The 14,713-nt window shown below is 70.2% G+C and carries 2 protein-coding genes (1 of these 2 only partly in view); both read left to right on the top strand.

Annotation, left to right across the window (positions count from 1 at the left end):
• A protein-coding gene (locus ABL838_RS21145; RefSeq protein WP_418121737.1) for an amino acid adenylation domain-containing protein crosses the window boundary here: on the top strand, nt 1-985 show its 3' portion. It extends 6,788 nt beyond the left edge of the window; the window shows 985 of its 7,773 coding nt (coding positions 6,789-7,773); its start codon lies off the left edge, out of view; its stop codon occupies nt 983-985.
• A complete protein-coding gene (locus ABL838_RS21140) occupies nt 986-14,713 on the top strand; it encodes a non-ribosomal peptide synthase/polyketide synthase (RefSeq protein WP_418121736.1) in 13,728 nt (4,575 codons plus the stop codon).

The raw sequence follows: 14,713 nt of genomic DNA, 5'->3' as shown, positions 1-14,713 counted from the left end.
GCGCGAGCCGCAGTGCCGCCTGCTCAACCAGTACGGTCCCACCGAGACCCACGTGGTCAGCGAGTTCGTCGTCGAGCTCGCCGACGGCGAGGGGCTGCCGCCCATCGGGCGGCCGGCTTCCAGCGCGCGCCTGCTGGTGCTGGACGGCAGCCTGCGCAAAGCGCCGCTGGGCGCGATCGGCGAGCTGTATGTGGGCGCGGAGGTGCTTGCGCGCGGTTATCTGAATCGCAGCGACATGACGGCACAGCGTTTCGTGGCGGACCCGTTCGATGCGGCCGGCGGGCGTCTGTACCGCACGGGCGACCTGGTCCGCTGGCGCGAGGACGGCCAGCTGGAGTACCTGGGGCGTCTGGACCACCAGGTCAAAGTGCGGGGCTTCCGCATCGAGCTCGGCGAGATCGAGGCGCAGCTGCTGGCGCAGCCGGGCGTTCGCGAGGCGGTGGTGGTGGCGCAGGAGGGCCCCAGCGGAGCCCGCCTGGTGGGCTACGTCTGCGGCCACGAAGGCCAGCCGGCGCTGGAGGCGGCAGCCTTGCGCGAGCAGCTCGGCGCGGTGCTGCCGGAGTACATGGTGCCCGGTGCCCTCGTGGTGCTGGAGGCGCTGCCGCTGAACGCCAACGGCAAGGTCGACCGCAAGGCGCTGCCGGAGCCGGAGTACGCCACGGCGCACGACTACGAGGCGCCGCAGGGCGAAGCGGAGCAGGCGTTGGCGCAGGTGTGGGCCCAGGTGCTGGGCCTGCAGCAGGTGGGGCGCCACGACAACTTCTTCGAGCTCGGAGGCCATTCGCTGGCCGCCTTGAAGTTGCGGCAGCTGGTCAAGGCGCGTCTGGGCGTCGACCTGCCGCTGCAGCGCTATTTCGAATGCCCGAGCCTCGCGGCCTGTGCCGAAGTCCTGGCGGCGGAAGGCCGCGCACAGGCCGCACACGCCGAGCAGGATGGCTCGGAGCTGGATCGCATGGATGCATTGTTGGAAAGTCTGGGAGCCTAAGTGAACGCACGCAGCACATTGATCGCACAACGCTTTGCCGAGCTGCCGCCGGAAAAGCAGAAGGAATTCATCGCGGCGTTGCGGCAGCAGGGCATTGACTTCGGCCGGCTTCCCATCGTGCCGCGGCCCGGGGGGGCGGTGTCGCCGCTGTCGTACGCACAGGCCCGGCAGTGGTTCGTGTGGCAGATGGAGCCCGCCAGCGCGGCGCATCACATCACGGCCGCGCTGAGGCTGAAGGGGCGGCTCGACCAGCAGGCCCTGGAAGCCAGCCTGGCCGCGCTGGTGGCGCGGCATGAATCTTTGCGGACCACTTTCCGCGCCAGCGCCGAAGGCGTGGCCGAGCAGGTCGTGCATGCCGCGTCGATGCCCGATCTGCGCCACGTCGACCTGCGCGCCGAGCCTGGGCAGTCGCGCGACGGCCGGGCGCAGGAGGAAGCAAGCCGCATGGCCGGCGAAGCCTTCGACCTGGCCGCCGGCCCGCTGCTGCGCGTGGGCCTGATCCGTCTGGCCGACGACGAGCAGATCCTGGTCATGGTGCTGCATCACATCGTGGCCGACGGCTGGTCGATGCAGATCCTCATCGACGAATTCGGCCAGCTCTATCACGCACACACCGCGGGCACCGCACCGGCGCTTGCCAAGCCGACGCTGAGCTATGCCGACTACGCCGCATGGCAGCGCAACTGGCTCGATGCCGGCGAGCGCGACCGGCAGCTCGACTACTGGAAGGCGCAGCTCGGCGGCGCGCAACCTCTGCTGCAGCTGCCGGGCGACCATCCGCGCCCCGCGCAGGGGCCGTATCGCGTGGCCCGCCACCGTGCCGCCTTGCCCGAGGCGCTGGCGCGCGAACTGCGGCGCAGCGCCACCGCGCAAAAGGCCACGCCCTTCATGCTGCTGATGGCAGCGTTCCAGGGCCTGCTGCACCGCTACAGCGGCCAGACCGACATCCGCCTCGGCGTGCCGGTCGCCAACCGCGACCGGACCGAGGTTGCCGGCGTGGTGGGCCTGTTCGTCAACACGCAGGTGCTGCGCAACACGGTGGAAGGCCACACGACGCTGGCCCAGCTCCTCGCGCAGGCACGCCAGGCGGCGCTGGACGCGCAGGCTCATCAGGACCTGCCCTTCGAGCAGCTGGTCGATGCGCTCGCGCCGCAGCGCAGCCTGAGCCAGCCACCGCTGTTCCAGGTGATCTTCAACCACCAGCAGCAGAACTTGGGCGCGCTGGGACAACTGCCCGGGCTCGCGCTGGAGCCCTACGAGATCGTCGAGCAGACGGCACCCTTCGAACTGGCGCTCGACACGCTGGAGGAATCCGACGGTGGCTTCGGCTTCGTCTTCACCTACGCCAAGGCGGTGTTCGAACCTCGGACCGTCGAGCGGCTGGCGACGCATTTCGTCGCGATGCTGCAGCATCTGGTGAGCCACCCTGGCAAGACCCTGCGCGAGGTCGAATTGCTCGACGAAGCCGAGCGCCTGCAGTTGCAGCGCTGGGGAACGGGAGAGTGGAATTCCGCCGAACAGGGGCAGGAAGAAGCCTTCGTGCACCGGCTGGTCGAAAGGCAGGCGCGCGTGCGTCCCGAGGCCACGGCCCTGATCATGGGCGACACCGAGCTCAGCTACGCCGAACTCGATGCCCGCGCCAACCGGCTGGCCCATCGGCTGATCGCGCTGGGCGTGCGGCCGGAAAGCCGGGTGGGCCTGGCGGTTGAGCGCTCCATCGAGACGGTGGTGGCATTGCTCGGCGTGCTCAAGGCGGGCGGCGCCTATGTGCCGCTCGACCCCGGTTATCCCGCGGAGCGGCTGGAATTCATGGCAGCCGACAGCGGCATCTGCATGCTGCTCACGCAGGCCCATGTGCGCGGGCGCCTGCCGGTCGCGATGCGCGAACTCCCCACGCTGCTGCTCGATGCACAGGCGCTGGAAACTGGTCGCGAAGACAGCCCCGACGTCGCGCTGAGCGGCGAGCACCTGGCCTATGTCATCTACACCTCGGGCTCGACCGGTCAGCCCAAGGGCGTCGCCGTCGCGCACGGGCCGCTGGGCATGCACATCCTGGCCATCGGCAAGGTCTACGGCATGACGCCGCAGGACCGCGAGCTGCAGTTCGCGTCCATCAATTTCGACGGTGCGCACGAGCGCATCTGGACGCCCCTGGCCTTCGGCTCGGCGCTGATGCCGCGCGACGAGGAGCTGTGGTCGGTGGAACGCAGCCATGAGGAGATGAGCCGTCACGGCATCACCATCGCCTGCTTCACGCCCAGCTATCTGCAGCAGCTGGCCGAGGGCATGGGCGAAGAGGGGCGCGTGCCTTCGCTGCGCTCCTACACCGTGGGCGGCGAAGCGACTTCGCGCGCTGCCTTCGACCGCGTGATGTCGAACCTGCGGCCGCCGCGGATCATCAACGGCTACGGGCCGACCGAGACAGTGATCACGCCGACCATCGCCAAGGCGCATGCGGGCGAGGGCTTCGATGCGGCCTACATGCCGATCGGCTCGCCTGTGGGCGACCGCACTGCAGTGGTGCTCGATGGCGACCTGAATCTGGTGCCGGCCGGCATGGCGGGCGAGCTGTATCTGGGCGGAGCGGGCCTTGCCCGTGGCTACCTGAACAGAAGCGGCCTGACGGCGCAGCGCTTCGTGGCGGACCCGTTCGATGAGGCCGGCGGTCGGCTGTACCGCACGGGCGACCTGGTTCGCTGGCGCGAGGACGGCCAGCTGGAATACCTCGGGCGGCTGGACCACCAGGTCAAGGTGCGGGGCTTCCGCATCGAGCTCGGCGAGATCGAGGCGCAGCTGCTGGCGCAGCCGGGCGTGCGCGAGGCGGTGGTGGTGGCGCAGGAGGGGCCCAGCGGAGCCCGCCTGGTGGGCTACGTCTGCGGCCACGAAGGCCAGCCGGCGCTGGAGGCGGCAGCCTTGCGCGAACAGCTCGGCACGGTGCTGCCGGAGTACATGGTGCCCGGTGCCCTCGTGGTGCTGGAGGCGCTGCCGCTGAACGCCAACGGCAAGGTCGACCGCAAGGCGCTGCCGGAGCCTGGGTACGCCGCGGCGCACGACTACGAAGCGCCGCAGGGCGAAGCGGAGCAGGCGCTGGCGCAGGTGTGGGCCCAGGTGCTGGGCCTGCAGCAGGTGGGGCGCCACGACAACTTCTTCGAACTCGGAGGCGACTCCATCCTCAGCCTGCAGATCGTCGCGCAGGCGCGTCGCGCGGGCTGGCAGCTCACCCCGAGGCAGATGTTCGAGCGCCAGAGCATCGCCCAGCTCGCCGGCGTGGTGCAGGCACTCGACCAGGAGGCGGCCGCGGCGCAGGTGCGCGGGCCGGCCGAAGGCGAAGTGCCGCTGCTGCCGATCCAGGCCGAGTTCTTCGGCATGGAGATGGCGGCGCGCCACCACTGGAACCAGTCGGTGCTGCTGCAAAGCCGCGAGCCGCTGGACATGAAGGCGCTGCGCCAGGCGCTGGGCGCGCTGGTGCAGCACCACGACGGCCTGCGGCTGCGCTATAGCCAGCAGGCGCAGGGCCAATGGACCCAGCGCTACGAACCCGTTCCCGAAGCGCAACTGCAGGAACTGCTGTGGGTGCGCCGCGCGAAGGACGAAGCCGGCATCGAGGCGCTGTGCGACGAAGCCCAGCGCAGCCTCGACCTGGAGCGAGGCCCCTTGATGCGGGCGCTGCTCATCGAAGTCGAAGACGGCCGCTGGCTGCTGCTGCTGGCCATCCACCACCTGGTGGTCGATGGCGTGTCCTGGCGCATCCTGCTGGAAGACCTGCAGAGCGCCTACCGCGCCAGCCTCGCGGGCCGAAGCGCCGAGCTGCCCGCGCGCAGCAGCAGCTACCGCGACTGGGCGCAGGCCCTGCAAGGCTACGCGCAGGCCAATGCCGGCGAGATGGCCTACTGGCAGCAGGCCCTGGGCCATGCAGAGACGGCCTCCTTGCCATGCGCCAACCCCCGGGGCAGCCGCCGCGCGAGCGAGCAGGCCAGCGTGAACGTCACCCTGGACGCAGCCACCACCCAGCGCCTGCTCAAGGACGCCCCGGCCGCCTACCGCACCCAGGTCAACGACCTGCTGCTGACCGCGCTGGCGCGAGCCCTGTGCGGCTGGAGCGGCCAGGCCAGCGTGCTTGTCGACCTCGAAGGCCACGGGCGCGAGGACATCTTCGAGGGCATGGACCTCAGCCGCACCGTGGGCTGGTTCACCAGCGTGTACCCGGTGGCGCTGGCGCCGCGGGGCGAGATCGGCGATGCGCTCAAGCGCGTGAAGGAGCAGCTGCGCCAGGTGCCCAACAAGGGGCTGGGGCACGGCGTGTTCCATTACCTGGGCAGCGATGCGCAGCGCCAGGCCATCGAGGCGTTGCCCAGGGCGCAGGTGGTCTTCAACTACCTGGGGCAGTTCGACGGCAGCTTCGACGAGCAGGCGCTGTGGCGCCCGGCGGCGCAAGGCGGTGGCCAGGCGATGGGAGGGGATGCGCCGCAGGCGCACGAGTTCGCGATCAACGCGCGGGTGTACGAGGGAGAGCTGAGCCTGGCGGTGAGCTACGGGCGCGAGCGGCATCGGGAAGAGGACGTGCGGGCGTGGACGCACCGGCTGCGCGAGGAGCTGCTGGCGCTGGTGGCGCACTGCACCGGCGCAGCCTCGGGCGTGACGCCCTCGGACTTCGCGCTGGCGGCGCTGACGCAGGCGCAGCTGGATGCCTTGCTGGATGTACTGCCATCGGAGGCGCAGAAGGTGCAGGACCTGTATCCGCTGTCGCCGATGCAGCAGGGCATGCTGTTCCACAGCGAGTACGACGGGGGTGGCACGGCGTATGTGACGCAGCTGCGCATCGACGTGCAGGGGCTGGAGGTGCAGCGCTTCAGGGGTGCGTGGCAGCAGGTGGTGCAACGCCACGATGTGCTGCGCACGGGCTTCCTGAGCATGGCCCAGCCTCCGCTGCAGTGGGTGGCCAGGTCGGTGGAAACACCCTGGCTGGAGCGCGATGCGCGCGCCGAGCCGAACCTGCGCCAGTCGCTGGACGACTGGGCGAGCGAAGATCTCGCGCGCGGCTTCGACCTCGTTCAGCCGCCCCTGGCCAGGCTGCTCGCGATCCGTACCGGGCAGGACAGCCATCATCTGGTCTGGACCGCTCATCACCTGCTGCTCGACGGCTGGAGCCTGTCGCGGCTGATGGGCGAAGTGCTGAGCGCCTACGCAGGGGCCGCCCTGCCGCCGCAGGCCGGCCGCTATCGCGATTACATCGAGTGGCTGCAGGCACAGGATGCCGTGGCCCACGAGGCCTACTGGCGCGGCCAGCTCGCTCGCCTCGATGCGCCGACGCACCTGAGCCAGGTGCTGCCCAGGCCGGCGCAAGCGCAGCCGGGGCACGGCCGCTGCATCCGCACCCTGGACACTTCGGAAACCCAACGCCTCCAAGCCTTCGCGCGGGCCGAGCGCATCACGGTGAACACGCTGGTGCAGGCGGCCTGGGCGCTGCTGCTGGCCCGTCACTCCGGCCAGCGCACCGTGAGCTTCGGCGTCACGGTAGCCGGTCGCCCGGCCGAACTGCGCGGTGCCGACCAGGTGCTGGGCCTGTTCATCAACACCCTGCCGATGATCGTCGGCATCGAGGCCGGCCGGCCCGTGGGCGACTGGCTGCGCTCGTTGCAGGCGCAGAACCTGACCTCGCGCGAGCACGAGCACACGCCGCTGCACGAGATCCAGCGCTGGGCCGGGCAGGGCGGCGGCCAGGGGCTGTTCGACAGCATCGTCGTGTTCGAGAACTACCCGGTCGATCAGGCGCTGAAGGCGAGCTCGCCCGGCGGCCTGAGCTTCGGCGAGATCGCGCACAGCGAGGAGAGCAACTACCCGATGACCCTGGTCGTGCGCCAGGCCGACACGCTGGGGCTGCAGTTCGGCTTCATGCGCGACAGCTTCGGCGAGCAGACGGCAAGTGCCATCGCCGACCGCATGCGGCACCTGTTGCTGCAGCTGGTCGATGCGAAGGCCGGGTGCCTGGATCGACTCGAGCTGCTCGATCCGGCGACGCTCCAGACCTTGCAGTCCTGGGGAGCCGAACGCGAGCAGCCGGCCGTGCCGCGCGATGCCTCGCTGCACGGCCTCTTCGAGCAGCAGGCCCGCGCGCGTCCGCAGGCCGTGGCGCTGGTCTTCGGCGAACACAGGCTCGGCTATGCGGAGCTCAATGCACGCGCGAACCGCCTGGCGCATCGGCTCATCGAACTCGGCGTACGGCCGGAGGCCCGCGTTGGCCTGGCGGTGGAGCGCGGCATCGAGATGGTGGTGGCCCTTCTGGCCATCCTGAAGGCCGGCGCAGCCTATGTGCCGCTGGACCCGGCCTATCCGGCCGATCGCCTGGCCCACATGATGCAAGACAGCGGCATCGCGCTGCTGCTGACGCACAGCGAGGTGCAGCCCGGCCTGCCGCCCAGCGGACCGGGCGTGCAGGTCCTGGCGCTGGACACGCTCGAGCTGCAGTCGGTGCCCGATCACGATCCGGCCGTCGCGCAGCACGCGGACCAGCTGGCCTACGTCATCTATACCTCCGGTTCGACCGGCAAGCCCAAGGGCGCCCAGCTGTGCCATCGCCAGGTGGTGCGGCTGCTGGGCTCGACGCAGGACTGGTTCCATTTCGGCGCGGACGACGTGTGGACCCTGTTCCACTCTTATGCCTTCGACTTCTCGGTCTGGGAAATCTTCGGTGCCCTGTGCCATGGCGGCCGGCTCGTGGTCGTTCCTTTCTGGATCAGCCGCTCGCCAGACGACTTCCTGGCCCTGCTGCGCGAGCAGCGGGTCACGGTGCTGAACCAGACGCCCTCGGCTTTCCGTCAGTTGATGACCGCACGCGGACTCTACGAGGAAGCCGGCCTGTCGCTGAAACATGTGATCTTCGGCGGCGAGGCGCTGGAGCCGCAGAGCCTGCGTCCGTGGGTCGAGCGTTTCGGCGATGCGCAGCCGCGGCTGATCAACATGTACGGCATCACGGAGACCACTGTCCACGTGACCTATCGGCCCATCACGGCGCTCGATCTCGAGGTGCCGCGCAGCCCGGTCGGCGTGAACATTCCGGACCTCGGCATGCATGTGCTCGACCCCGACCTGCATCGGGTACCGGTGGGATGCGCCGGTGAGTTGTTTGTGTCGGGCGCGGGCCTTGCCCGTGGCTACCTGAACAGAAGCGGCCTGACGGCGCAGCGCTTCGTGGCGGACCCGTTCGATGAGGCCGGCGGTCGGCTGTACCGCACGGGCGACCTGGTTCGCTGGCGCGAGGACGGCCAGCTGGAATACCTCGGGCGGCTGGACCACCAGGTCAAGGTGCGGGGCTTCCGCATCGAGCTCGGCGAGATCGAGGCGCAGCTGCTGGCGCAGCCGGGCGTGCGCGAGGCGGTGGTGGTGGCGCAGGAGGGGCCCAGCGGAGCCCGCCTGGTGGGCTACGTCTGCGGCCACGAAGGCCAGCCGGCGCTGGAGGCGGCAGCCTTGCGCGAACAGCTCGGCACGGTGCTGCCGGAGTACATGGTGCCCGGTGCCCTCGTGGTGCTGGAGGCGCTGCCGCTGAACGCCAACGGCAAGGTCGACCGCAAGGCGCTGCCGGAGCCTGGGTACGCCGCGGCGCACGACTACGAAGCGCCGCAGGGCGAAGCGGAGCAGGCGCTGGCGCAGGTGTGGGCCCAGGTGCTGGGCCTGCAGCAGGTGGGGCGCCACGACAACTTCTTCGAACTCGGAGGCGACTCCATCCTCAGCCTGCAGATCGTCGCGCAGGCGCGTCGCGCGGGCTGGCAGCTCACCCCGAGGCAGATGTTCGAGCGCCAGAGCATCGCCCAGCTCGCCGGCGTGGTGCAGGCACTCGACCAGGAGGCGGCCGCGGCGCAGGTGCGCGGGCCGGCCGAAGGCGAAGTGCCGCTGCTGCCGATCCAGGCCGAGTTCTTCGGCATGGAGATGGCGGCGCGCCACCACTGGAACCAGTCGGTGCTGCTGCAAAGCCGCGAGCCGCTGGACATGAAGGCGCTGCGCCAGGCGCTGGGCGCGCTGGTGCAGCACCACGACGGCCTGCGGCTGCGCTATAGCCAGCAGGCGCAGGGCCAATGGACCCAGCGCTACGAACCCGTTCCCGAAGCGCAACTGCAGGAACTGCTGTGGGTGCGCCGCGCGAAGGACGAAGCCGGCATCGAGGCGCTGTGCGACGAAGCCCAGCGCAGCCTCGACCTGGAGCGAGGCCCCTTGATGCGGGCGCTGCTCATCGAAGTCGAAGACGGCCGCTGGCTGCTGCTGCTGGCCATCCACCACCTGGTGGTCGATGGCGTGTCCTGGCGCATCCTGCTGGAAGACCTGCAGAGCGCCTACCGCGCCAGCCTCGCGGGCCGAAGCGCCGAGCTGCCCGCGCGCAGCAGCAGCTACCGCGACTGGGCGCAGGCCCTGCAAGGCTACGCGCAGGCCAATGCCGGCGAGATGGCCTACTGGCAGCAGGCCCTGGGCCATGCAGAGACGGCCTCCTTGCCATGCGCCAACCCCCGGGGCAGCCGCCGCGCGAGCGAGCAGGCCAGCGTGAACGTCACCCTGGACGCAGCCACCACCCAGCGCCTGCTCAAGGACGCCCCGGCCGCCTACCGCACCCAGGTCAACGACCTGCTGCTGACCGCGCTGGCGCGAGCCCTGTGCGGCTGGAGCGGCCAGGCCAGCGTGCTTGTCGACCTCGAAGGCCACGGGCGCGAGGACATCTTCGAGGGCATGGACCTCAGCCGCACCGTGGGCTGGTTCACCAGCGTGTACCCGGTGGCGCTGGCGCCGCGGGGCGAGATCGGCGATGCGCTCAAGCGCGTGAAGGAGCAGCTGCGCCAGGTGCCCAACAAGGGGCTGGGGCACGGCGTGTTCCATTACCTGGGCAGCGATGCGCAGCGCCAGGCCATCGAGGCGTTGCCCAGGGCGCAGGTGGTCTTCAACTACCTGGGGCAGTTCGACGGCAGCTTCGACGAGCAGGCGCTGTGGCGCCCGGCGGCGCAAGGCGGTGGCCAGGCGATGGGAGGGGATGCGCCGCAGGCGCACGAGTTCGCGATCAACGCGCGGGTGTACGAGGGAGAGCTGAGCCTGGCGGTGAGCTACGGGCGCGAGCGGCATCGGGAAGAGGACGTGCGGGCGTGGACGCACCGGCTGCGCGAGGAGCTGCTGGCGCTGGTGGCGCACTGCACCGGCGCAGCCTCGGGCGTGACGCCCTCGGACTTCGCGCTGGCGGCGCTGACGCAGGCGCAGCTGGACGCCTTGCTGGATGTACTGCCATCGGAGGCGCAGAAGGTGCAGGACCTGTATCCGCTGTCGCCGATGCAGCAGGGCATGCTGTTCCACAGCGAGTACGACGGGGGTGGCACGGCGTACGTGACGCAGCTGCGCATCGACGTGCAGGGGCTGGAGGTGCAGCGCTTCAGGGGTGCGTGGCAGCAGGTGGTGCAACGCCATGACGTGCTGCGCACGGGCTTCCTGAGCATGGCCCAGCCTCCGCTTCAGTGGGTGGCCAGGTCGGTGGAACTGCCGATGGCGGTGCACGACTGGCGCGGGCGAGCCGACCAGGCGCAGGCGATCGAGGCGCTGGCACTGGAGCAGCAGGCCGCCTTCGACCTGTCGGCGCCGCCGCTGATGCGGCTTGCCGCGATCCGCATCGACGACCAGCGCCATCGCTTCATCTGGAGCTGTCACCACCTGCTGCTGGACGGCTGGAGCATGTCTCGCCTGTTCGGCGAGGTGCTGCAGGCCTACGACGGCGTGGCGACAGAAGAGCCGGCGTGCAGCTACCGCGACTACATCGCCTGGCTGGCCGCGCGTACGGCGAAGGAAGGCGAGGCCTACTGGCGCAGCCGGCTGCAGAAGATCGATGCGCCGACGCTGCTCGGCACGGCTCTCGAGCCGCCAGCCAACGGCGAAGGCCACGGCGAAGTCGGTGCCGCGCTGGATGCGGCAGGCACGCAGGCCCTGCAGGCCTTCGCCCGCCGCGAGCGCGTGACGCTGAACACGCTCGTGCAGGGCGCATGGTCGCTGCTGCTGTCGCGCTACGCCGCGCAGCAAACGGTCGTCTTCGGCGCCACGGTGGCGGGCCGGCCCGCGGGGCTGGTGGGGGCCGACCGGATGCTGGGCCTCTTCATCAACACGCTGCCCGTGGTCGTCGACGCCGCGCCGGCGCAGCGGCTGGGGGACTGGCTGCGCGAACTGCAGGCGCAGAACCTGGCCTCGCGCGAGCACGAGTACACGCCGCTGCACGAGATCCAGCGCTGGGCCGGGCAGGGCGGCGGCCAGGGGCTGTTCGACAGCATCGTCGTGTTCGAGAACTACCCGATCGACCAGACGCTCGCCGGCCGCGCGGACCAGGGCCTGAAGTTCGAGCAGGCCGAGTCGGTAGACGTCACCCACTATCCGATGGACGTGGAAGTCCACTTGGGCGAGGTGCTGACGATCAAGCTCAAGTATCTGCGCGAGCGATTCAAGGAAGCAGACGTGCAGGCCCTCTCGCAGCAGCTCTTCGGCCTGATGGACAGGATGAGCCAGGACAGCTCGCAGGCGCTGCGCGACCTCGACACGCTGACCTCGGCGCAGCAGTCCGAGATCGCGCGCCTGGGCCGCAGCGGGCGCCACGGTTTCCTGCGCACGCCGGTGCACCAGCTCATCGAGCAGCAGGCGCGCCTGCAGCCCGAGGCGATCGCGCTGCTGATGGGCGATGCCGAGCTGAGCTATGCGGATCTCAATGCACGCGCGAATCGCCTGGCGCACGCGCTGATCGAGCGCGGCGTGCGTGGCAATGCGGTCGTTGCGGTGTCGCTGCAGCGTTCGCTGGAGACCATCGTCGCGCTGCTCGCCGTGCTCAAGGCCGGCGCCGCGTACCTGCCGCTCGACCCGGAATATCCGCAGGACCGCCTGCATTTCATGTGCAAGGACAGCGGTGCGCGGCTGATGCTCACGCAGCGCGCCGTGCTGCCGCGCCTGCCCTCGATGGCCGACACGCTGGTGCTGGACGAAGCGGAGCTGGCCGGCTGGCCCGCTCACGATCCGGAGGTCGCGGTTCATCAGGACCAGCTGGCCTACGTGATCTACACCTCCGGCTCGACGGGCCAGCCCAAGGGCGTGGCGGTGTCGCACGGGCCGCTCAGCATGCATTGCCAGGCCACGGCGGAGATCTACGGCATGGTGGCGCGCTCCTGCGAGCTGCACTTCATGTCCTTCTCGTTCGACGGGGCCCATGAGCGCTGGCTGACGGCGCTCACCGTGGGCGCGAGCCTGGCGCTGCGCGACAACGAGCTGTGGACGGCGGAGCAGACCTGCGACGCGCTGTATCGCTACGGCGTGACCAACGCGGCTTTCCCGCCGGCCTACCTGAGCCAGCTGGCCGACTGGGCGCAGGCGCTGGGCGAGGCACCTCCGGTGGAGTTGTACGTGTTCGGCGGCGAGGCGATGCCCCGGGCCGCCTACGACAAGGTGCGCCAGTCGCTGCGGCCGCGCACGCTCATCAACGGCTACGGGCCGACGGAAACCGTGGTCACGCCGCTGATCTGGAAGACCAGCGCGGACCGTGGCTTCGATGAGGCCTATGCGCCCATCGGGCGGCCGGTGGGCGAACGCACGGTCCATGTGCTCGATGCGCAGCTGCGGCCGGTTGCGCGCGGCAGCGTCGGCGAGCTCTATATCGGCGGCTACGGCCTGGCGCGCGGCTATCTGGGGCGCAGCGCACTGACGGCGGAGCGCTTCGTCGCCGACCCCTTCGACAACACGGGCAGCGGCGGCCGCCTGTACCGCACCGGTGACCTGGTGCGGTGGCGCGAGGACGGAAACATCGCCTACATCGGGCGCGCCGACCAGCAGGTGAAGATCCGCGGCTTCCGCATCGAGCTGGGCGAGATCGAAGCGCAGCTGCGCGAGGTTCCGGGCGTGCTGGAGGCCGCGGTGCAGCTGCACGAAGGGCCCTCGGGCCGACAGCTCGTCGGCTACATCGTGCCCATGCCGAGCGGGCCGCGCGCGCAGCTGTCGCAGCAGGCCCTGCAGCAGTTGCGCCGGCGCCTGCCGGAGCACATGGTGCCCGCGCACCTGATCGTGCTGGATGCGCTGCCGCGGCTGATCAGCGGCAAGCTGGACCGCCACGCGTTGCCCGAGCCGGGTGTGGACGCGCAGCGCGAGATCAAGGCGCCGCGCAACGACAGGGAGCGCAGGCTCGCCGCCATCTGGGCCGAGGTGCTGGGCGTGGAGTCGGTGGGCATCTCGGACAACTTCTTCGAGCTGGGTGGCGACTCGATCCTGAGCCTGCAGGTGATCTCCAAGGTGCGGCAGGCCGATCTGGGGTTCCAGCTGCGCCTGCGCGACCTGATGCGCCATCCGACCATCGAGGCGCTGGTGGAGCAGCTTGCCGATGTCGCGCTCGTGCAGCCGACAGAGCCGGCACAGGCCGTGGTCGAGGCGCAGGGCACGCTGCCGCTCATTCCGATCCAGGCCTGGTTCTTCGACACGCCCATTCCGCGGCGCCATCACTTCAACCAGGCGCTGATGCTGGAGGCGGCGAAGCCGCTGGACGAATCGTTGCTGCTGCAGGCGCTCGACGCTCTGGCAGCACATCACGACGCGCTGCGACTGCGTTTCGAACAGCAGGCCGACGGACGCTGGCGGCAGCGCTACAGCGCGCAAGCGGAGCCGCGCGACCTGCTGTGGAGCCGCGAGGTCGCCGGTGCGCAGGAGATCAGCCTGGTGGCGGACGCGGCGCAGCGCAGCCTCGATTTGTCCAAGGGGCCGGCGTGGCGCGTGGTGCACATGCGCCATGCGGACGGCAGCGCGCGGTTGCTGCTGGTGGTGCATCACCTGGTGGTCGACGGCGTGTCGTGGCGCGTGCTGCTGGAAGACCTGCAGGCGGTCTACGGGCAACTCAGCGAAGGCCGCTCGGTGCAGCTGCCCGGCAAGACGGCCTCCTTCAAGGCCTGGGCCGAGCATCTCCAGGCCCTGGCGCAGGGGACGGAACTGGACGATGAACTTGCCTACTGGCAGGCGCAGCTGCAGCCGGTGGTCGACATTCCGAGGGACAGGCCGATCGACGCGCTGGTCGATCGCGACGCGCTGACGCAGCGCATGCGCCTGGACAGCGAACGCACGGCCCAGCTGTTGCGCGTGGCGCCCTCGGCGTACGGCACGTCCATCGACGATCTGCTGCTGGCGGCGCTGTCGAGGACGGTCTGGCGCTGGAGTGGCGAGCCGGAGACGCTGGTCCAGCTGGAAGGCCACGGCCGCGAGGCCGATGCCGCAGGGCTCGACCTGAGCCGCACGCTGGGCTGGTTCACGAGTGTCTACCCGGTGCGGCTGCGCGAGGGCAGTTCGCCGGTCGAGTCGCTGATTCTCTCGACGAAGCAGCAGCGCATGGACGTGCCGCGTCGCGGCATCGGGCATGGCGTGCTCAAGCACCTGCGGCCGCAGGGTGCCTCGCTGGGTCCGGCACAGGCGCGCATCACCTTCAACTACCTGGGCCAGTTCGACCGCAGCCTGGGCGGGGACGATGCGATGTTCAAGCCGGCAGTGGAGCATCCGGGGCCGGTCCACGACGAGGAGGCTCCGCTGGCCAACTGGCTGGAGATCGCCGGCAACGTGTACGAAGGGCAGCTTTCGATGAGCTGGATCTTCAGCCGGGCGATGTACGACGAGGCGACGGTGGAGAAGCTGATCGGCTTCTACCGCGAGGCGCTGGAGGAGATCGTCGACCACTGCGTCGCGGTGGCGCAGGCTGGCCGGTAG

It is taken from the genome of Variovorax sp. 160MFSha2.1, assembly GCF_048305075.1.
In the GTDB taxonomy this organism is placed as follows: Bacteria; Pseudomonadota; Gammaproteobacteria; order Burkholderiales; family Burkholderiaceae_C; genus Variovorax; species Variovorax guangxiensis.
This window is presented reverse-complemented; position numbering and strand designations above follow the sequence as displayed.